This is a genomic window from Mycobacterium sp. NGS63, assembly GCF_059812295.1.
In genome coordinates, this window is sequence record NZ_JCALCJ010000002.1 from 174,978 (window position 1) to 194,069 (window position 19,092).

Below are 19,092 nucleotides of genomic sequence, written 5' to 3' on the forward strand. Positions count from 1 at the left end.
CCGGGCCTCAGCGGCGGTGAATGCGCCTGCGCTCGAGGCCGACCCAGCTCAAACCGGCGGCGGCGACCACCACCGCCACGACGACCGCCGCCGCGCCGAAGGATGCGTGGTGCCTGGCTAGTCCGGCGATGCCGATCGCCACACCGATGACACCGAATGCGACGAGCAACAGCCCGGGCATCTGCGCCGGGTCCTTCATCGCCTCACCCGCATGGGGACGATTGACGGGAAACTGGTCGACAATCCGGCGGGAAGTGTTGTCCATTGAAATTCTCCTGATTGGTCAATATGGTTCGCCTACCCGGGGCCGCCGAGCGGGAAAACGGTTCACCGTGACCGCGGAGCAGACTCACAGGCGATTCCAGGTTTACGCTGCGACGCCGCCTTTCTTTCGCCAATCGGTCGGGACGTGAAAGGCTTTGGGCATGGCTTTAGAGATCGCCCGCCCCAAGCTCGAAGGCAACGTCGCGGTCGGGAAGAACCGCCAGCTCGGCTTCGCCGAATTCGGTGACCCGCAGGGCCGGGCCGTGTTCTGGCTGCACGGCACCCCCGGCGCGCGCCGGCAGATCCCCACGGAGGCCCGCGTCTACGCCGAGCAACACGACATCCGCCTGATCGGCATCGACCGGCCCGGCATCGGTTCGTCCACCCCGCACCGGTACGAGAACATCCGGGCATTCGGCGAAGACCTGCGGACGGTCGCGGACACGCTCGGCATCGACAAGATGGCGGTCATCGGGCTGTCCGGCGGCGGCCCGTACGCCCTGGCGTCGGCCGCGGTGTTGCCCGATCGGGTGGTGGACGTCGGCGTGCTCGGCGGCGTCGCGCCGTTCCTGGGCGACGAGGGCATCACCAGCGGCCTGATGAACCTGGGTAAGCGGGTGGCGCCGCTGCTGCGGCTGGGCGGCGACCCGCTGCGGATCGGCGCCAGCCTGATGGTCCGGGCCATCCGCCCGGTCGCGAACCCCGCGCTGTACCTGTACGCCGCGATTTCGCCCGAAGCCGACCGGCGCCTGCTGACCCGCCCCGAGTTCGGGGCCATGTTCCTCGACGACCTGCTCAACGGCAGCCGCAAGCAGCTGGCCGCGCCGTTCAACGACATCATCCTGTTCACCCGGGACTGGGGATTCCGGCTCGAGGAGGTCAAGGTCCCGGTCCGCTGGTGGCACGGCGACCACGACCACATCGTCCCGTTCGCCCACGGCGAGCACGTCGTGTCCCGGCTGCCCGACGCCGAACTGTTCCACCTGCCGGAGGAAAGCCATCTGGCCGGGCTCGGCCGCGGCGAGGAGATCCTGTCCACCCTGATGAAGGTCTGGGACGAGCGGGGATGACGTCGCCGGCGTGCGCCGAGTGTGCAGCCACTGCGAGTTTTGCGCGATTTTTTCGCAGCAGCTGCACGCTCGGCGAACGAGCGGGCATGAGCGCTGGGTAACCTGCTCGGGTGCTGCTCGCCTCGCTGAACCCCGCCGGAGTCATCGGCGCCGCCGACGTCGGTGACGCGGTGCGCATCGACGGTGTCACGCTGAGCCGCAGTGACCTGGTCGGCGCGGCCACGTCGGTGGCCGAACGGGTGGCCGGCGCGCGGCGGGTGGCGGTGCTGGCCACGCCGACCGCGGCGACGGTGCTGGCGATCACCGGCTGCCTGATCGCCGGCGTGCCGTTCGTCCCGGTGCCCTCCGACGTCGGCGTGGCCGAGCGCCGGCACATGCTCACCGACTCCGGAGCGCACGCGTGGCTCGGCCCGCTGCCGGAAGATCCAGAAGGGTTGCCGCACATCCCTGTTCGGCTGCACGCCCGCTCCTGGCACCGCTACGCCGAGCCGTCGCCCGACGCGACCGCGATGATCATCTACACCTCGGGCACCACCGGCCTGCCCAAGGGTGTGCAACTGAGCCGCCGGGCGATCGCCGCCGACCTCGACGCGCTGGCCGAGGCCTGGCAGTGGACGCCCGACGACGTGCTGGTGCACGGCCTGCCGCTGTTCCACGTGCACGGCCTGGTGCTGGGACTGCTCGGGTCGCTGCGCGTCGGAAATCGCTTCGTGCACACCGGAAAACCGGCCCCCGCTCTTTATGCCGAGGCGGGCGGCACGCTGTATTTCGGGGTGCCCACCGTGTGGTCGCGGATCGTGGCCGACGCTTCGGCGGCCGAGGCGCTGCGCCCGGCGCGGCTGCTGGTGTCCGGCAGCGCGCCGCTGCCGGTGCCGGTGTTCGACCGGCTGGCCGCGCTCACCGGGCACCAGCCCATCGAGCGGTACGGCACCTCGGAATCACTCATCACCATCTCCACCCGCGCCGACGGCGAGCGCCGCGCCGGCTGGGTGGGCCTGCCGCTGGCCGGCGTGCAGACCAGGCTGCTCGACGACAACGACAACCCCGTGCCCGACGACGGGGAAACCGTTGGGCGCCTTCAGGTTCGGGGCCCGACGATGTTCGACGGCTACCTGAATCGGCCCGAGGCGACCGCCGAGGCCTTCGCCGCCGACGGCTGGTATCGCACCGGCGACGTCGCCGTCGTCGACTCGGGCGGCATGCACCGCATCGTCGGGCGCGAGTCCGTCGACCTGATCAAGTCCGGCGGCTACCGCATCGGCGCGGGTGAAATCGAAACGTCGCTGCTGGGCCACCCCGGCGTGCAGGAGGCCGCCGTCGTCGGGCTGCCCGACGAGGACCTGGGCCAGCGCATCGTCGCCTTCGTCGTCGGCGCGTCGGGCCTGAACGCCGACGAGCTGATCGAGCACGTCGCCCGGGAGCTTTCGATCCACAAGCGGCCCCGCGAGGTGCGGCTGGTGCAGGAGCTGCCCCGCAATGCGATGGGCAAGGTGCTCAAGAAGCAGCTGCTGGCCGACGGCTGAAGAGTCGGTCCCCGGGCCGCGAGCGTCCCCAAATGCACACGTTTTGCGGCGTGTCCCCGTACAGACGCGGCCGCTCGCGCGGAGGCGGGGCAGCGCCGCGACACGCAGGATGTTGCCAGGTTCTCTCGCGGGCGCGACCGCAAACCGTCACCTACCGTCGTACGGGTGAACTCAACCCTGGTGGCCGGCACCACCCCGATGCGGCGGGTCGCGGCCGCCTGCCTCGTCGGCTCGGCGATCGAGTTCTACGACTTCCTGATCTACGGCACCGCCGCGGCGCTGGTGTTCCCGACGGTGTTCTTCCCCCACCTGCGCCCCGCGACCGCGACGATCGCCTCGATGGGGACGTTCGCGACGGCGTTCTTGTCCCGGCCGCTGGGCGCGGCGGTGTTCGGGTACTTCGGCGACCGGCTGGGCCGCAAGAAGACCCTGGTCGCCACCCTGCTGATCATGGGCCTGTCGACGGTGAGCGTGGGCCTGGTCCCCAGCACCGGGGCGATCGGGGCGGCCGCCCCGCTGATCCTGGTCGCGCTGCGGCTGCTGCAGGGCTTCGCCGTGGGCGGCGAATGGGCCGGGTCGACGCTGCTGAGCGCCGAATACGCGCCGGACGACCGGCGGGGCCGCTACGGCATGTTCACCCTGATGGGCGGCGGCACCGCGGCCGTGCTGAGCAGCACGACCTTCCTGGGCGTGAACCTCACCATCGGCGAGGACAGCCCGGCGTTTCTGCAGTGGGGGTGGCGGGTGCCGTTCCTGCTCAGCGCGGCGCTGGTCGGCCTGGCCCTGTACGTGCGGCTGAACATCGAGGAGACCCCGGTGTTCGCCGAGGAGAAGGCGCGCGAGCTGGTCCCGAAGGCCCCGATCGCCGAGCTGCTGCGGCTGCAACGGCGCGAGATCGCGCTGGCCGCCGGCGCCATCCTGGGCGCGCTGGGCTTCATCTACATGGCCAACACCTACCTGGCCGTCTACGCCCACTCCCACCTGGGGTATTCGCGCAACTTCATCTGGTTCGTCGGCGCGCTGGGCGGCTTCGCGAGCATGACGTTCATGGCGACGTCGGCGATCCTGAGCGACCGGCTCGGGCGCCGGCGCCTGATGCTGGTGGGCTGGACCGGCTGCCTGCTGTGGTCGTTCGCGGTGATGCCGCTGCTGAACACCGGCAAACCCGTCGGCTACGCGGTGGCGATCGTGGGCATGTGCGCGGTCGCGGCCGTGGGTTCGGGTCCGACGGCGGCGTTCATCCCCGAGCTGTTCGCCACCCGCTACCGCTACAGCGGGGTGGCGCTGGCGCAAAACATCGCCGGCCTCGTCGGCAGCGCCTCGCCGCCGCTGATCGCCGGGACGCTGCTGGCCACCTACGGCAGCTGGGCGATCGGCCTGATGCTGGCCACCCTCACGGTGGTCAGCCTGATGTGCACCTACCTGCTGCCCGAGACCAACGGGACGGCGCTGGGCGTCTAGTTGGCGTGCAGGTCCTCGTTCAGCGCGATGCCCTGACCGTCGCGGGCCACCACCTCGACGGCCCCGGTGACCGAATTGCGCCGGAACAACAGGTTATTGGCGCCGGAGAGCTCGCGGGCCTTGACCGCTTTGCCGTCGGGCATGGTGACCTTGGTGCCCGCGGTGACGTACAGGCCGGCCTCGACGACGCAGTCGTCGCCCAGCGAGATGCCCACGCCCGCGTTGGCGCCGAGCAGGCACCGCTTGCCGAGCGAAATCACTTGCGTGCCACCGCCGGACAGCGTGCCCATGATCGACGCCCCGCCGCCGATGTCCGTGCCGTCGCCCACCACCACGCCGGCGGAGATGCGCCCCTCGACCATCGAGGCGCCCAGGGTGCCGGCGTTGTAGTTGACGAAACCCTCGTGCATCACGGTCGTCCCCGGCGCCAGGTGGGCGCCGAGGCGCACCCGGTCGGCGTCGGCGATGCGCACGCCGGTCGGCAGGACGTAGTCGACCATCCGAGGGAACTTGTCGACGCCGTAGACGGCCACCGGCCCGTGCCGGCGCAGCCGGGCCCGCACGGCCTCGAAACCCTCGATCGCGCAGGGCCCGCGATTAGTCCACACGACATTGGTCAATACCCCGAACAAGCCGCCGGCGTTCAGCCCGTGCGGCGCCACCAATCGGTGCGAGAGCAGATGCAATCGCAGGTAGGCGTCGTAGGCGTCGGCGGCCACCTCGTCCAGCGAGCCGATGGCCGTGCGCACCGCGATGGTCTCGGTGCCGCGGTCGTCGTCGCGGCCGACCAGCGCGGCCAACTCCGGCGGCACGTCCGACAGCGCGAGCCTGGTCGTGGCGCTCGTGCCCGCCTCGGTCAGTTCCGGTGCGGGAAACCACGTGTCGAGCACCGACCCGTCGGAGGCCAGCGTCGCCAGCCCGATACCTGCAGCTCCAGTCACGTTCGACAAGGCTACTTTGCTCGCCGAGCAGACGCAGAATCGCATCCCGGAGCCACCGGTAGTGCGATTCTCTGTCTGCTCGCCGAAGTAGGGTGAGCACGTGCTGGACCTACGTGGCGATCCCGTCGACCTGACGGCGGCGCTTGTCGACATCCCCAGCGAATCGCGCAACGAGGCGCGCCTGGCCGACGAGGTGGAGGCCGCTCTAAGGGCCCAGACGTCCGGCTTCGAGATCGTCCGCAACGGCGACGCCGTGCTGGCCCGCACGGCGCTGGGCCGGCCGACGCGGGTGCTGCTGGCCGGGCACCTCGACACCGTGCCCGTGGCGGAAAACCTGCCCAGTCGCCTGGCGGGTGGCGATTTGTACGGCTGCGGCACCGCCGACATGAAATCCGGCGACGCGGTCTTTCTGCACCTGGCCGCCACCGTGGCCGAGCCGGTGCACGACCTGACGCTGGTGTTCTACGACTGCGAGGAAATCGACGCGGCCGCAAACGGTTTGGGCCGCATCGAGCGGGAGCTGCCCGATTGGCTGTCCGCCGACGTGGCGATCCTGGGCGAGCCGACCGCCGGTTTCATCGAGGCGGGATGCCAGGGCACGCTGCGCGTGGTGATCAGCGCCGCCGGGACCCGCGCCCACTCGGCCCGACCGTGGTTGGGCGACAACGCAATTCACAAGCTGGGCGCGGTCCTGGACCGGCTGGCCTCTTACCCCGCGCGCGCCGTCGACATCGACGGCTGCCAGTACCGCGAGGGATTGTCGGCGGTGCGCGTCGAGGGCGGCGTGGCCGGCAACGTGATCCCCGACGCCGCCTCGGTGACGGTCAACTTCCGCTTCGCGCCGGACCGTTCGGTGGATGCCGCGCTGCACCACGTGCATGAGGTGTTCGACGGGCTCGACGTGGCCATCGAGCTGACCGACGCCGCGGCCGGCGCGCTGCCCGGCCTGTCCCAGCCCGCCGCCAAGGCACTGGTCGAGGCGGCCGGCGGGCGGGTGCGCGCCAAGTACGGCTGGACCGACGTGGCGCGGTTCGCCGCGCTGGGCATCCCCGCGGTCAACTTCGGGCCGGGCGATCCCAACCTGGCGCACACGCGCGACGAGCGGGTGCCCGTCGCCAACATCACCGCCGCGGTGGAGATGCTGCGGCGGTATTTGGCGTCGTAGCCGGACGTAGCACATTTTGCTACGGTTGGTGGATGGTCCGCACCATCGCCCAACGTGAACTGCGCAATGAGAACGCGAAGGTGATCGAAGCGGTAACCGCCGGTGAGACTTTCGTCGTCACCCGAAATGGCGAACCGGTGGCTGAGCTTCGCCCGGTTCGCGCCGGTCGTCATACTTTCGTCTCCCGCGATGACGTCGCGGCACTGGCGCGTGCCGCGGTCCGTATCGACCATCGTCAGTTCCGCGCGGACCTCGACCGGTCGATCGATCAAGGACTGTAGAACGTGTCGTCGGGCATTCTCGATACCTCGGTGGTCGTCGATTGGCACGACCCGACCGTCGTCGCAGCCCTGCCCGACGAGATCGCGATCTCCGCGATCACCGCCGCCGAATTGGCCGCCGGCCCGCTTCTGGCGGCGGACGCGGTGGAAGCTTCGAAGCGGCAGGCTCGGCTGCAAGAGGTCGAATCGATACTCGAGCCGATTCCGTTCGACGCGGGCGCCGCACGCAGCTATGGGCTCGTCGTCGCGGCCGTCGTCCGCGAAGGAAGGAAGCCGCGCAGCCGTTTCGCCGACCTGCTCGTCGCGGCGACGGCTCATGCCAACCGCCTCGATCTCTACACCCGTAACGGCGATGACTTCGCGGGGCTGGACGGCCTCGTCCGCGTCGTTGCGATCTGAGCGTCAGGGCGTCACGGTGACGTCGACGGTGTCGGCGCCCGCGTTGGCCACGACGGCCAAAACGGGGGCGTTGGGCGGCGAAACCACCTGTCCGCCAGTCACGCTCACGTGGTATCCGTTCGGATACTCGATCGGCGGCACCGAGACGAGCGTCTGCGCGGCGGGGGAGAAGCGGGCCGCGCGGTCGACCCGCAGGGTCGAGTAGCACAGCCGAAAGACCCCGCCCCGGAACGACCAATCCCTGGGCGTTCCGGCGATCACCTGCGGGTAGGGCGCGGCGAGCACGGCCAGCTTGGCGGTGTTGACGTTGGCGCCGGTCGGGGGCTGGCTGGGGTCGAAGACCAACGCCTGCCCGTTCGGCGACGAGCTGGTCTTGTCGTTGCCGGTGTAGGCCCACTCGAACCAGCCCATCCGGTGACGGTCGGTGTGGCGCATCACCTCGGCGAGGTTGCTCAGGTCGTCGGTCGCGCCGAACTCCGTCAGCAGCGGCGGGATGTGCATGAAGTCGGCATACAGGCTCGCGTTGGTGATCGTGAGGCCATCCTCGAAGCGGCAGCCGATGTTTTTCTGCAACACCGATTCGATGGCGCAGTAGTCGTGGAAGGTGAACCCGGTGCTCGGGTCGACGACGTGTCCGACGTCGGTGTGAATGCCCTCGGCGAACAATGTGTTCGGCTCGTAGAACACCAGCGTGGTCGGGTCGGCGGCACGGATCGTCGGCACCACCTTGCGGTAGAACACGGTCAGCTTGTGGTCCTGCAGCGGGCAGCCCAGGATCGGGTTGAAGCAGCCCTCCCAGATGAAGCCGGGCCACGGCTCGTTGATCACCTCGTAGCCGAAAACCCCTGGGTTGCCGCGGAAGAACGACGCGACGTGCGCCCAGGCCCGCGCGTAGTGGTCCTGCAGCCCGATCCCGTCGGGCCCCGGGGCGTCGCTCCAGAAGGCGTGCCAGGCGTGCTCCTCGGCCGGGTTGAGGAAGTAGTTGCCGGGAAAGCCCAACTGCGGGTTGGGCAGCCCCGCGGTCTGCACCGCCCAGGCCGGCGCGCCCTCGCCCTGGAACGCCTCGTTGTAGAGGTCCTGGTGGAAGTCGAGCAGGCTGACGATGCCGTGCGAGGCCAGCGTCGCCACCGTCTGCGCGATCGAGGTGAGGTAGTTGTCGTCGTAGCTGAGCGGCTGCGGCTCCACCGCGGCCCAGATGACCCCGACCCGCATCGCGTTGAAGCCGTTGGCCTGCAGGAAGGCCGCGTCGTCGTCGCCGAACCCGTCGGCCGACGGCTCGTACGGCGGCACCTTGTACACGTGGTTGAGCCCGTGCAGGACGACGACGCGCCCGTCGGTGTCGGTCAGCCACCGCCCGACATGGCCGAGCGGCAGCGTCGGCCCGGTGGCCGCCGCCCGCGCGGCCGGCGGCGCGACGACCGAGGACGCGTCAGTGCTCAGCGCGGCGATCAGCAGGCCGGCGGCGAGCAGGGCGGCCGCGCGCGAAGGGCGGGTACGCATCGTGCCTCCATAGCCCCCAGGTGAATTCGGCTAGCGAAATCACTCTGGGAAACAGTGAGGCGTCATGGTCACCGCGGTGGCACGGCGGTGTCACGGTTCGCGCACAATGCGGCGCGCCTGCGCGTCGGCCGCTGAACGTGCCGAGGCGGCGGCCGCGCGCAGCCCGGCCGCCGAGAGCTCGTCGGACACCGCGCGCAGCCCGGCCTCGTCGCCGGCGGCCAGCGCGCGGGCGTGGGCGAGCGCGAGCCTGCCGACCGCGCAGTCGATTTCGTCGCACAGCCGGGCCAGCGGATCGACCGCGCGAGTGTCGCCGAGGCGGACGGCCTCGTGCCAGGCGCGCAGCGCCGCGGCGGACTGCCCGCCGCGTTCGGCGGTTCGGGCGGCGTCGCGGGCGGCGGCCACCGCGCCGTGCGCGTCGCGCATCAGGGCCAGCCGCCACGCCCGCGCCACACCGAGCTCCGGGGCGAACAGCGCCGACTTGGTCCCGTGCCGGGATTCCGCGCGGCTCAGGGCCTTCGCCGCGGCGGCGGTGTCGCCCTGCTGGCCCAGCGCGGTGGCCAGCAGCGTCAGCGACAGCGGGCCCCACGAGTAGCCGGTGCGCTCCAGGGTGGCGGCCGCGGGGGCGAGCAGCGCTGCGGCCCGGGCGAATTCGCCGTCGGCGATCAGCACGTGTGCCAGCAACACCTCGCCGATCGCGCGGCCGGGCTGCTGCAGTTCGGCGAAATCGGTGAACTGCTGGGCCATTTCGCGCGCGGCGTCGAGCCGCCCGGCCATCACCAGCGCGGTGGTCTGCCCGAGCCCGATGGTGAAGCGCAGCAACCCGGGATGTTCGGCGGCCAGGGCGCGCTGCGCCAGCGGTTCGACGTCGCCGAATCGTCCCTGCCGCGCCGCGCACAGCGCCGACGCGCTGGCCGCCCAGGCCACCGCCTGCTCGTCGGCCGCCGGGGAGCCCAGCACCTCGCCGGCGACCTTGACCGCGTAGGCGACGTTGCCCGCGTTCATCGCGAAGGTGGCGCTCAGCGCGTCGAGGGTCAGGCGCGGCCCGGCGTCGGAGACCCGACCCCGGATGGTGCGCAAAAACGCGGTGGCCCGCTCCGGTTCGCTGAGCATCCAGAACTGGTTGGCCGCGCGCAGCAGCGCCCAGTCCATCAGCGCCGGCTCGGCCAGCGCCGCGGAGTCGACCCCGGCCAGCACGGCGTCGGCCTCGCGGCCGCGGCCCTGCCAGCCCAGCGCGTGGGCCAGCGCCAGCCGCGCCGCCAGGCCGCCGGAGCGCTGCAGCGCCGAGCGGGCCAGCCGCTCGCCGAGCGCGAGGTCGCCCAGCCGCAGCGCCTGCTGCGCGGCGGCGACGACGTCGGCGGCGCGCTGGGGGGCGTCGCTGTCCAGTGCCAGCGACGCCAGCCGCAGCCGGTCGCTGAGGCGCTCGGTCGGCCGCGCCGACAGCAGCTCGACGACGTCGGTGCGCCGTCGTCGCGCCTCGTCGGCGCCGAGCGCGGCGCGCGCCCGCTCGGCGAACAGCGGGTGCGCGGTGTACACGACCGGATCCCCGCCGCCGCGCTCCCGGGTTTCGGCGGCCCCCAGCTCCTCGGCCGCGGCGACGGCGCCGTCGCCGGCGAGGGCGGTCAGGCCGGCCAGCGACAGCGGCTCGGCGACGGCGAGGTAGTCGAGCACCGCCCGCGCCGGGCCCGGCAACCCGGCGATGAACGCGTCGACCTCACCGGGTGTGGTCGCGCCGCCGGGCGCCTCGATGTCGATGCGCTGCAGCAGGCCGTCGGTCCACAGCGCGGCGATGGCCTCGGGCGCGGTGTCAGCGCGGGCGGTGACGATCATCCGGGCGCCGCCGGCCAGCGCCAGCTGGTACACCAGCGTGGCGGACAGGACGTCCAGCTCGTGGGCGTCGTCGACGACCAGCAGCAGCTCGTCCTGCCGGGCGCCCAGCGAGGCCCGGGCCGCCCGCAGCAGCGCCGCGGGCTTGCCGATGTCGGTGATCGCAACGAGGTGGCTGAAGGCGCCGAACGGGACGGCGCGCTCGGTCGGGGTGCCGGTGACCCAGCGGACGAGCGTGGCCGGGTGCGCGCGGCCGTAGCCCTCGGCGGCCAGCCGGGCCAGCGTGGATTTGCCGCAGCCGTCGGGGCCCAGGACGACGGCGCCCCGCCCGGCCGCCAGGGCGTCGCCCAGCCGCTGCAACTCCGCTTCGTGCTGCGGGACGTTCCAACGAATCGGCACCAGCCGGATTTTATTGCGCGCGGCGTGCGGGCCGCACCCGGCTTGGTCTACCTTTCGTGGTATGCCCGCGCCCAACGATCCCGCGCCGCCGTGGGCGGTGTGCGTGTACTGCGCGTCGGGCCCCGAGCATCCCGAATTGCTCGGCGTCGCTTCGGAACTCGGCGAGGCGATCGCCGAGCGCGGCTGGACGCTGGTCTGGGGCGGCGGCCGGGTTTCGGCGATGGGCGCGGTGGCCAGCGCGGCGCGCGCCCGGGGCGGGCGGACCGTCGGCGTCATCCCGCAGCACCTGATGCGCCTCGAGGTCGCCGACACCGCGGCCGACGAGCTGATCGTCAGCGACACCATGCACGAGCGCAAGCAGATCATGGAGGACCGCGCCGACGCGTTCGTCGTGCTGCCCGGCGGCGTCGGCACCCTGGACGAGCTGTTCGACGCCTGGACCACCGGTTTCCTCGGCGTGCACGACAAACCCGTGGTCCTGCTCGACCCCTTCGGGCACTACGAGGGCCTGTGGCTGTGGCTGTGCGGGCTGCTCGACCGCGGATACGTCACCCAAGCAGCGATGGACCGTTTGATCCTGGTCGATAAGGTGGGTGCCGCAGTGGAGGCGTGCGCCCCCGCCTGAGGGCGGCGTCGAAGGGGAATCGAGGGTCCAATTGTCCGATCACGACGGGGGAGCGCGCACCGCGGTCCGGCTGGCCGACATCGCGGCGCGGGTGCCGGGTGTCCTGGCCGACACGCCGGCGATCGTGCGCGGCATGATGACCGGGCTGCTGGCCCAGCCGGGCTCGCACCGGTCGATCGGCAGCGTCTTCCAAGACCGCGCCGCCCGCTACGGCGACCGGGTCTTTCTGCGGTTCGGCGATCAGCAGCTGACCTACCGCGACGCCAACGCCGCGGCCAACCGGTATGCGGCGGTGCTGGCCGCGCGCGGGGTCGGCAGCGGCGACGTCGTCGCGATCATGCTGCGCAACTCGCCGCACGCGGTGCTGTCGATGCTGGCCGCGGTCAAGTGCGGGGCCGTCGCCGGCATGCTCAACTACCACCAGCGCGGCGACGTGCTGGCCCACAGCCTGGGCCTGCTGGACGCCAAGGTGTTGATCTCGGAGACCGACCTGGTCAGCGCCGTGGCCGAGTGCGGCGGCGCGGGCGCCACCGAGACGCTGACCGTCGAGGACCTGGAGCGCTTCGCCGAGAGCGCGCCGGCCACCAACCCGGCGTCGGTGTCGGCGGTGCGGGCGCGCGACACCGCGTTCTACATCTTCACCTCGGGCACGACGGGTTACCCCAAGGCCAGCGTGATGACGCACCTGCGGTGGCTGAAGGCGCTGGCCGCGTTCGGCGGGATCGGGTTGCGGCTGAAGAGCTCCGACACGCTGTACAGCTGCCTGCCGCTGTACCACAACAACGCGCTGACGGTGGCGCTGTCGTCGGTGATCAACTCCGGGGCGACGCTGGCGCTGGGCCGGTCGTTCTCGGCGTCGAAGTTCTGGGACGAGGTGATCGCCTACGACGCCACGGCGTTCATCTACATCGGCGAGATCTGCCGCTATCTGCTCAACCAGCCGCGCAAGCCAACCGACCGCGCGCACAAGGTGCGGCTGATCGCCGGCAACGGGCTGCGCCCGGAGATCTGGGACGAGTTCACCGAGCGGTTCGGGATCGCGCGCGTCTGCGAGTTCTACGCCTCCAGCGAGGGCAACACCGCGTTCATCAACGTGTTCAACGTGCCGCGCACCACCGGCATCTTCCCGATGCCGCTGGCCTACGTGGAGTACGACCCCGACACCGGCCAGCCGCTGCGCGACGAGAGCGGGCGGGTGCGCCGGGTGCCGGCCGGCCAGCCCGGGCTGCTGCTCAGCCCGGTCAACAAGCTGCAGCCCTTCGACGGCTACACCGATAAGGAGTCGAGCGAAAAGAAGTTGGTGCGCAACGCTTTTCGTGAGGGCGACTGCTGGTTCAACTCCGGTGACGTGATGAGCCCGCAGGGCCTGGGGCACGCCGCGTTCGTCGACCGTCTCGGCGACACGTTCCGGTGGAAGGGCGAGAACGTCGCCACCACCCAGGTCGAGGCGGCGCTGGCCTCCGACCCCTCCGTCGAGGAGTGCACGGTGTTCGGCGTGGAGATCCCGCGCACCGGCGGGCGCGCCGGGATGGCCGCGGTCCAGCTGCGCGACGGCGCGGAGTTCGACGGCAAGTCCCTGGCCGGCGCCGTGTACGGTCAGCTGCCCGCCTACGCGCTGCCGTTGTTCGTGCGGGTGGTGCAGTCGCTGGAGCACACGTCGACGTTCAAGAGCCGCAAGGTGGAGCTGCGCGAGCAGGCCTACGGCCCCGACATCAAGGATCCGCTGTACGTGCTGGCCGGCCGCGACGAGGGCTACGTGCCGTACTACGACGGATATCCCGACGAGGTGGCCGAGGGCAAGCGCCCGCAGGGTTGACGCCTGCGCCGAGTGCGCGGCAGGCCGCACGTTCGGTGCCCAGGGTGCGGCTGGCCGCACACTCGTGGATGTGACCAGGCACCATAGACGCGTGCACTCGACGCTCTGCGGCCGGCCGGTCGCCGGGGATCGCCCGCTGATCATGGCGATCGTCAACCGCACGCCCGACTCGTTCTACGACCGGGGTGCGACCTTCAGCGACGAGGCCGCCCGGGACGCCGCCCACCGCGCCATCGCCGAGGGCGCCGACGTCGTCGACGTCGGCGGCGTCAAGGCGGGCCCGGGCGAGGCCGTCGACGAGGACACCGAGATCGCCCGGCTGGTGCCGTTCATCGAATGGCTGCGCGGCGCCTACCCCGACCAGCTGATCAGCGTCGACACCTGGCGCTCGCGGGTGGCGAAGGTGGCCTGCGCGGCCGGCGCGGACCTGATCAACGACACCTGGGCCGGCATCGACCCGGGCCTACCCGAGGTGGCCGCCGAGTTCGGCGCCGGCCTGGTGTGTTCGCACACCGGCGGCGCCCTGCCGCGCACCCGGCCGTTCCGGGTGAGCTACGGGACCGCCACGCGCGGGGTGGTCGACGACGTCATCCGCCAGGTCACCGCCGCGGCGCAGCGGGCGGTCGCGGCCGGCGTGGCCCGCGACCGGATCCTGATCGACCCCGCCCACGACTTCGGCAAGAACACCTTCCACGGCCTGGCCTTGTTGCGCCATGTCGACGATCTCGTTAAGACCGGGTGGCCGGTGCTGCTCGCTTTGAGCAACAAGGACTTCGTCGGGGAGACTCTGGGTGTGGAATTGACCGAACGCCTCGAGGGAACGCTGGCGGCCACCGCGCTGGCGGCGGCGGCCGGCGTCCGGATGTTTCGGGTGCACCAGGTCGCGGCCACCCGCCGGGTGCTGGAGATGGTGTCCTCGATCCAGGGCACGCGGCCGCCGGCGCGCACGGTGCGGGGGCTGGCATGACCGAGCTGGTGGACCTCGCCGAAGCGGGCGTGCTGGCCGCGCGGCCCGGCGACGTGTGGCTGTCCGACCGCACCTGGAGCCGTCCCGCCTGGTCGGTCGGCGAGCTGGAGGACGCCAAGGCCGGGCGGACGATCTCGGTGGTGCTGCCGGCCCTCAACGAGGAAGCCACCGTCGAGTCGGTGATCGAGAGCATCTCGCCGCTCGTCCGGGACTCTGGAGGCCTGGTCGACGAGCTGATCGTGCTGGACTCCGGCTCGACCGACGACACCGAGATCCGCGCCATCGCCGCGGGCGCCCGCGTCGTCAGCCGCGAACAGGCGCTGCCCGAGGTGCCCACCCGGCCCGGCAAGGGCGAGGCGCTGTGGCGCTCGCTGGCGGCCACCACCGGCGACATCGTCGTGTTCGTCGACTCGGACCTGATCAACCCGCACCCGATGTTCGTGCCGTGGCTGGTGGCCCCGCTGCTCACCGGTGACGGCATCCACCTGGTCAAGAGCTTCTACCGGCGGCCGCTGGCGGTCGGCGACGCGGGCGGCGGCGCGGGCGCCACCGGCGGCGGGCGGGTGACCGAGCTGGTGGCCCGGCCGCTGCTCGCGGCGCTGCGCCCGGAGCTGGGCTGCATCCTGCAGCCGCTCGGCGGCGAGTACGCGGCCAGCCGGGAGCTGCTGACGTCGCTGCCGTTCGCCCCGGGCTACGGCGTGGAGATCGGCCTGTTGGTGGACACCTTCGACCGGCTGGGCCTGGACGCGATCGCCCAGGTCAACCTCGGCGTGCGGGCGCATCGCAACCGGCCGCTGGCCGAGCTGGGCGCGATGAGCCGCCAGGTCATCGCGACGCTGTTGTCGCGCTGCGGGATCCCCGACTCCGGGGTCGGGCTGACCCAGTTCTTCGCCGACGGGCCGGCCGGCTACGTCGCCCAGACGTCGCCGGTCTCCCTCGATGACCGCCCGCCGATGAACGGCGTGCGGCCACGCTGATCGGAGTGTCGGGGGTATAGGGCAATATCGAACGCGTGGCGTTGGTGTTGCTGTACCTGGTCGTGCTGGTCCTGGTGGCGATCGTGCTGTTCGGCGCGGCCAGCCTGCTGTTCGGTCGCGGCGAGCAGCTGCCGCCGTTGCCGCGCGGGACGACCGCGACCGTGCTGCCCGCCTACGGCGTCACCGGCGCCGACGTCGACGCGGTGAAGTTCACCCAGGTGCTGCGCGGCTACAAGACCAGCGAGGTGGACTGGGTGCTGGACCGGCTCGCCCGCGAGCTCGAGGCGCTGCGCGGCCAGCTGGCTTCGGTCTCGGAGGTGCACGCCGCGTCGGTGGCCGAAACCGCGGGCGAACGCGATCCGGTGGAACCGGAGGACGGCGAAGATCGTCAGGACTCAATGTGAGCGACGACGGGCTGATCCGGTGCGGCTGGGCGGGCATTCGGCCCGGGCCGGACTTCCAGATGTACCGCGACTACCACGACCAGGAATGGGGTCGGCCCCTGCGCGACGGGGTGGCGCTGTTCGAGCGGATGAGCCTCGAGGCCTTCCAGAGCGGGCTGTCGTGGCTGATCATCCTGCGCAAACGGGAGAACTTCCGGCGCGCGTTCGACGGGTTCGACATCGAGACCGTCGCCGGCTACACCGACGCCGACGTGGCGCGGCTGATGGCGGACACCGGAATCGTGCGCAACCGGGCCAAGATCGACGCCACGATCGCCAACGCCCGCGCCGCCGCCGAGCTGGGCTCCACCGAGGACCTGTCCAAGCTGCTGTGGTCGTTCGCGCCGTCGCGGCGGGCCCGCCCCGCCGACGCGTCCGAAATCCCCTCGGCCACCGACGAATCGAAGGCCATGGCCGAGGAGCTGAAACGGCGCGGTTTCCGGTTCGTCGGGCCGACCACCGCCTATGCGCTGATGCAGGCAACGGGCATGGTCGACGACCATCTGCGCGATTGCTGGGTGCCCGCAAACCCGCTCTGACGGCCCGCTGAGTGACCAGAAACGGGTCTTTGTGTTCCTGCCGACCCGGATAGGGAACAATGGGGGGGTGATTTGGCACTTCAACGTCGGGTATGGCTGGGAATCCACTGGCGGGGCATGCTCGGCGCCGACCAGGTCCGCGAAGCCGGGCCAGCTCGAATCTGGAGGGAGCACTCGATGGCGGCGATGAAGCCCCGTACCGGAGACGGTCCTTTGGAAGCGACCAAGGAGGGGCGCGGCATCGTGATGCGGGTACCGCTCGAGGGAGGCGGTCGGCTGGTCGTCGAGCTGACGCCCGACGAAGCCGCCGCCCTGGGTGACGAACTCAAGGGCGTCACCAGCTAACTGCGGCTTACGCGCGCACCTTCCGATAGATCTCCAGCGTCTGCTCGGCAACCTGCGCCCACGAGAAGTCCTCGATGCAGCGCTGGCGTCCCGCCTCGCCGTAGCGCTTCGCCTTGTCCGGGTCGGCGACCAGCTCGTTGACCGCGTCGGCCAGTCCGGCCTCGAAACCGATCGGGTCGTCGGCGTCGTAGTGCACCAGCGACCCCGTCACGCCGTCGGCGACCGCCTCGGGGATGCCGCCGACGTCGGAGGCCACCACCGCCGTCGCGCACGCCATCGCCTCGAGGTTCACGATCCCCAACGGCTCATACACCGACGGGCAAACGAAAACCGTTGCCGCCGAGACTATTTCGCGTATCTCCGCGATGGGCAGCATGTCGCGGATCCAGAACACCCCGTCGCGGCCGCGGGCCAGCTCGGCGATCGCGGCGCCGACCTCCTCGGCCAGCTCCGGGGTGTCGGGCGCGCCGGCGCACAGCACCAGCTGCACCCCGGGGGCCAGCCGGTGCGCGGCCGCCACCAGGTGGGCGACGCCCTTCTGCCGGGTGATGCGCCCGACGAACGCCACGATGGGCCGTTGCCGATCGACGCCGAGTTCGGCCAGCACGGACCCGGATTCCCCCGGGCCGGCGGGATGCCAGACGCTGGCGTCGACCCCGTTGCGGATGACGTGCACCAGGCTCGGGTCCAGCGTCGGGTAGACGCGCAGGATGTCCTCGCGCATCGCCGCGCTGACGGCGATGACGGCGTCGGCGGCCAGCACCGCCGTCCGCTCCACCCACGTCGAGATCCGGTAGCCGCCGCCGAGCTGTTCGGCCTTCCACGGCCGCAGCGGCTCGAGCGAATGGGCGGTCAGCACGTGCGGGATGTCGTAGAGCAACGCGGTCAGGTGCCCGGCCAGGCCGGTGTACCAGGTGTGCGAATGCACGACGGTCGCCGCCGACGCGGCGTTGGTCATCATCAGGTCCGCCGACAGCGCGGCCAGCGCCGGGTTGGCGCCGGGCATGCGCGGGTCAGGCTGCTGCGCGAAGGCGTCCGGGCGGGGTGCGCCGATGCAGTGCACGTCGACCGCGCACAGCCGGCGCAGCTGGGCGACGAGTTCGGTGACGTGTACCCCCGCCCCGCCGTAGACCTCGGGCGGGTACTCCCGGGTCATCATCGCCACCCGCATATCCGCACGGTAGTTGGATGTCACGGCGGCGCGCGAGTGGGAGGTGGGCAATAATGGATGAATCGGGTCCTGAATCACGCCAAACACATTGAATGACAATCCCGTCAGCCCAGCGGGCACGCCGGTTTCCGCTGGCAGCGGTTGGCGGCGGCCGATAGTTTGGAGCCATGAGGGAAGCGCCACACGTGCTGGGCATTGTCCTGGCCGGCGGGGAGGGCAAGCGGCTGTACCCTCTGACCGCGGACCGCGCCAAACCCGCCGTTCCCTTCGGGGGCGCCTACCGGCTGATCGACTTCGTCCTGTCCAACCTCGTCAACGCCCGCTATTTGCGGATCTGCGTTCTGACCCAATACAAGTCGCATTCGCTCGACCGCCACATTTCGCAGAACTGGCGGCTGTCCGGCCTGGCGGGGGAGTACATCACGCCGGTGCCGGCCCAGCAGCGCCTCGGCCCGCGCTGGTACACCGGCTCGGCCGACGCGATCTATCAGTCGCTCAACCTGATCTACGACGAAGATCCCGACTACCTAGTCGTTTTCGGTGCCGACCACGTCTACCGGATGGATCCCGAGCAGATGGTCCGCTACCACATCGACAGCGGCGCCGGCGCGACGGTGGCCGGCATCCGGGTGCCGCGCGCCGAGGCCTCGGCGTTCGGCTGCATCGACTCCGACGAGTCCGGCCGCATCCGCGATTTCGTGGAGAAGCCGCTGGAGCCGCCGGGGACCCCGGACGACCCCGCGCAGACGTTCGTGTCGATGGGCAACTACATCTTCACCACCAAGGTGCTCGTCGACGCGATCCGCGCCGACGCCGACGACGACCATTCCGATCACGACATGGGCGGCGACATCATCCCGCGGCTGGTGGCCGACGGGATGGCCTCGGTCTACGACTTTTCCGACAACGAGGTGCCCGGCGCCACCGACCGCGACCGCGGCTACTGGCGCGACGTCGGGACGCTGGACGCGTTCTACGACGCGCACATGGACCTGGTGTCGGTGCATCCGGTGTTCAACCTCTACAACAAGCGCTGGCCGATCCGTGGCGAGTCGGAGAACCTGGCGCCGGCCAAGTTCGTCAACGGCGGCTCGGCCCAGGAGTCGGTGGTGGGCGCCGGCAGCATCATCTCGGCGGCCTCGGTGCGCAACTCGGTGCTGTCGTCGAACGTCGTCGTCGACGACGGCGCGATCGTGGAGGGCAGCGTGATCATGCCGGGCGCCCGGGTCGGCCGCGGCGCGGTGGTGCGCCACGCGATCCTGGACAAGAACGTCGTCGTCGGCCCCGGCGAGATGGTCGGGGTGGACTTGGAGAAGGACCGCGAGCGTTTCGCGATCAGCGCCGGCGGCGTGGTCGCCGTCGGCAAGGGCGTCTGGATTTAA

At 71.3% G+C, this 19,092-nt stretch carries 19 protein-coding genes; 14 read left to right on the forward strand and 5 right to left on the reverse strand.

The window, feature by feature from the left end:
* Positions 1–7: 7 nt before the first annotated feature.
* A complete protein-coding gene (locus AC5Y4Z_RS04205) occupies positions 8–265 on the reverse strand; it encodes a hypothetical protein (protein WP_499961072.1) in 258 nt (85 codons plus the stop codon).
* Between the two features lie 160 nt (positions 266–425).
* Between AC5Y4Z_RS04205 and AC5Y4Z_RS04210 the strand changes: the two genes are divergently transcribed.
* The 3 genes from AC5Y4Z_RS04210 to AC5Y4Z_RS04220 all read left to right on the forward strand — a co-directional run bounded on the left by AC5Y4Z_RS04210 (position 426) and on the right by AC5Y4Z_RS04220 (position 4,318).
* Positions 426–1,334, forward strand: coding sequence for an alpha/beta fold hydrolase (locus tag AC5Y4Z_RS04210; RefSeq protein ID WP_499961073.1), 909 nt, complete (start codon positions 426–428; stop codon positions 1,332–1,334).
* Between the two features lie 110 nt (positions 1,335–1,444).
* Positions 1,445–2,857 (forward strand): acyl-CoA synthetase, encoded by a 1,413-nt coding sequence (locus AC5Y4Z_RS04215; protein ID WP_499961074.1) that lies wholly within the window; start codon positions 1,445–1,447, stop codon positions 2,855–2,857.
* A gap of 198 nt (positions 2,858–3,055) precedes the next feature.
* Positions 3,056–4,318: an MFS transporter gene (locus tag AC5Y4Z_RS04220; RefSeq protein WP_499961811.1), complete on the forward strand. Its 1,263-nt coding sequence runs from the start codon at positions 3,056–3,058 to the stop codon at positions 4,316–4,318.
* Here AC5Y4Z_RS04220 and dapD read toward each other — a convergent pair.
* The gene (dapD, locus tag AC5Y4Z_RS04225; RefSeq protein WP_499961075.1) at positions 4,315–5,268 is read right to left on the reverse strand and encodes a 2,3,4,5-tetrahydropyridine-2,6-dicarboxylate N-succinyltransferase; all 954 of its coding nucleotides are present in this window, start codon (positions 5,266–5,268) and stop codon (positions 4,315–4,317) included. The two genes, AC5Y4Z_RS04220 and dapD, sit on opposite strands and share 4 nt — an antisense overlap.
* Before the next feature lie 91 nt (positions 5,269–5,359).
* Between dapD and dapE the strand changes: the two genes are divergently transcribed.
* The 3 genes from dapE to AC5Y4Z_RS04240 are packed head-to-tail and all read left to right on the forward strand — an operon-like array spanning position 5,360 to position 7,104.
* The gene (gene dapE / locus AC5Y4Z_RS04230; protein ID WP_499961076.1) at positions 5,360–6,424 is read left to right on the forward strand and encodes a succinyl-diaminopimelate desuccinylase; all 1,065 of its coding nucleotides are present in this window, start codon (positions 5,360–5,362) and stop codon (positions 6,422–6,424) included.
* 32 nt (positions 6,425–6,456) lie between these two features.
* Positions 6,457–6,705: a type II toxin-antitoxin system Phd/YefM family antitoxin gene (locus tag AC5Y4Z_RS04235; protein ID WP_499961077.1), complete on the forward strand. Its 249-nt coding sequence runs from the start codon at positions 6,457–6,459 to the stop codon at positions 6,703–6,705.
* Between the two features lie 3 nt (positions 6,706–6,708).
* Positions 6,709–7,104 carry a type II toxin-antitoxin system VapC family toxin gene (locus AC5Y4Z_RS04240; RefSeq protein WP_499961078.1) on the forward strand — a complete coding sequence of 132 codons (396 nt, stop codon included), beginning with the start codon at positions 6,709–6,711 and terminating at the stop codon, positions 7,102–7,104.
* Between the two features lie 3 nt (positions 7,105–7,107).
* Here the strand turns inward: AC5Y4Z_RS04240 and AC5Y4Z_RS04245 are convergent, their stop codons facing one another.
* Positions 7,108–8,604 (reverse strand): cellulase family glycosylhydrolase, encoded by a 1,497-nt coding sequence (locus AC5Y4Z_RS04245; RefSeq protein ID WP_499961079.1) that lies wholly within the window; start codon positions 8,602–8,604, stop codon positions 7,108–7,110.
* 90 nt (positions 8,605–8,694) lie between these two features.
* Complete coding sequence (locus AC5Y4Z_RS04250; RefSeq protein WP_499961080.1) at positions 8,695–10,827, reverse strand: AAA family ATPase; 2,133 nt, start codon at positions 10,825–10,827, stop codon at positions 8,695–8,697.
* 61 nt (positions 10,828–10,888) lie between these two features.
* Here AC5Y4Z_RS04250 and log point away from each other — a divergent pair, with 61 nt between their 5' ends.
* The 7 genes from log to AC5Y4Z_RS04285 all read left to right on the forward strand — a co-directional run bounded on the left by log (position 10,889) and on the right by AC5Y4Z_RS04285 (position 16,539).
* Positions 10,889–11,452 (forward strand): cytokinin riboside 5'-monophosphate phosphoribohydrolase, encoded by a 564-nt coding sequence (gene log, locus AC5Y4Z_RS04255; protein ID WP_499961081.1) that lies wholly within the window; start codon positions 10,889–10,891, stop codon positions 11,450–11,452.
* Between the two features lie 31 nt (positions 11,453–11,483).
* Positions 11,484–13,268, forward strand: coding sequence for a long-chain-acyl-CoA synthetase FadD6 (gene fadD6, locus AC5Y4Z_RS04260; RefSeq protein ID WP_499961082.1), 1,785 nt, complete (start codon positions 11,484–11,486; stop codon positions 13,266–13,268).
* Between the two features lie 142 nt (positions 13,269–13,410).
* The gene (folP, locus tag AC5Y4Z_RS04265; RefSeq protein ID WP_499961813.1) at positions 13,411–14,235 is read left to right on the forward strand and encodes a dihydropteroate synthase; all 825 of its coding nucleotides are present in this window, start codon (positions 13,411–13,413) and stop codon (positions 14,233–14,235) included.
* Positions 14,232–15,212 (forward strand): glucosyl-3-phosphoglycerate synthase, encoded by a 981-nt coding sequence (locus AC5Y4Z_RS04270; protein WP_499961083.1) that lies wholly within the window; start codon positions 14,232–14,234, stop codon positions 15,210–15,212. Before folP ends, AC5Y4Z_RS04270 begins: the two co-directional genes overlap by 4 nt.
* Positions 15,213–15,247: 35 nt before the next feature.
* Complete coding sequence (locus tag AC5Y4Z_RS04275; RefSeq protein ID WP_499961084.1) at positions 15,248–15,616, forward strand: DivIVA domain-containing protein; 369 nt, start codon at positions 15,248–15,250, stop codon at positions 15,614–15,616.
* Positions 15,613–16,194 carry a DNA-3-methyladenine glycosylase I gene (locus tag AC5Y4Z_RS04280; protein ID WP_499961085.1) on the forward strand — a complete coding sequence of 194 codons (582 nt, stop codon included), beginning with the start codon at positions 15,613–15,615 and terminating at the stop codon, positions 16,192–16,194. The genes AC5Y4Z_RS04275 and AC5Y4Z_RS04280 overlap by 4 nt, the downstream gene beginning before the upstream one ends.
* A 177-nt stretch (positions 16,195–16,371) precedes the next feature.
* Positions 16,372–16,539, forward strand: a complete 168-nt coding sequence (locus AC5Y4Z_RS04285) for a DUF3117 domain-containing protein (RefSeq protein WP_003406247.1) — start codon at positions 16,372–16,374, stop codon at positions 16,537–16,539.
* A gap of 7 nt (positions 16,540–16,546) precedes the next feature.
* Here the strand turns inward: AC5Y4Z_RS04285 and glgA are convergent, their stop codons facing one another.
* A complete protein-coding gene (gene glgA, locus AC5Y4Z_RS04290; protein ID WP_499961086.1) occupies positions 16,547–17,710 on the reverse strand; it encodes a glycogen synthase in 1,164 nt (387 codons plus the stop codon).
* Positions 17,711–17,877: 167 nt separating this feature from the next.
* On the opposite strand from glgA, the gene glgC reads away from it, so the two are divergent.
* Complete coding sequence (glgC, locus tag AC5Y4Z_RS04295) at positions 17,878–19,092, forward strand: glucose-1-phosphate adenylyltransferase (RefSeq protein WP_499961087.1); 1,215 nt, start codon at positions 17,878–17,880, stop codon at positions 19,090–19,092.

Bases quoted from the DNA above. Each gene is read 5' to 3' on its own strand.
- folP (WP_499961813.1), top strand. From the start codon at position 13,411: ATGGCGATCGTCAACCGCACGCCCGACTCGTTCTACGACCGGGGTGCG.
- AC5Y4Z_RS04235 (WP_499961077.1), top strand. From the start codon at position 6,457: ATGGTCCGCACCATCGCCCAACGTGAACTGCGCAATGAGAACGCGAAG.
- AC5Y4Z_RS04270 (WP_499961083.1), top strand. From the start codon at position 14,232: ATGACCGAGCTGGTGGACCTCGCCGAAGCGGGCGTGCTGGCCGCGCGG.
- glgA (WP_499961086.1), bottom strand. From the start codon at position 17,710: ATGCGGGTGGCGATGATGACCCGGGAGTACCCGCCCGAGGTCTACGGC.
- glgC (WP_499961087.1), top strand. From the start codon at position 17,878: ATGAGGGAAGCGCCACACGTGCTGGGCATTGTCCTGGCCGGCGGGGAG.
- AC5Y4Z_RS04220 (WP_499961811.1), top strand. From the start codon at position 3,056: ATGCGGCGGGTCGCGGCCGCCTGCCTCGTCGGCTCGGCGATCGAGTTC.
- AC5Y4Z_RS04205 (WP_499961072.1), bottom strand. From the start codon at position 265: ATGGACAACACTTCCCGCCGGATTGTCGACCAGTTTCCCGTCAATCGT.
- log (WP_499961081.1), top strand. From the start codon at position 10,889: ATGCCCGCGCCCAACGATCCCGCGCCGCCGTGGGCGGTGTGCGTGTAC.
- AC5Y4Z_RS04245 (WP_499961079.1), bottom strand. From the start codon at position 8,604: ATGCGTACCCGCCCTTCGCGCGCGGCCGCCCTGCTCGCCGCCGGCCTG.
- AC5Y4Z_RS04210 (WP_499961073.1), top strand. From the start codon at position 426: ATGGCTTTAGAGATCGCCCGCCCCAAGCTCGAAGGCAACGTCGCGGTC.
- AC5Y4Z_RS04285 (WP_003406247.1), top strand. From the start codon at position 16,372: ATGGCGGCGATGAAGCCCCGTACCGGAGACGGTCCTTTGGAAGCGACC.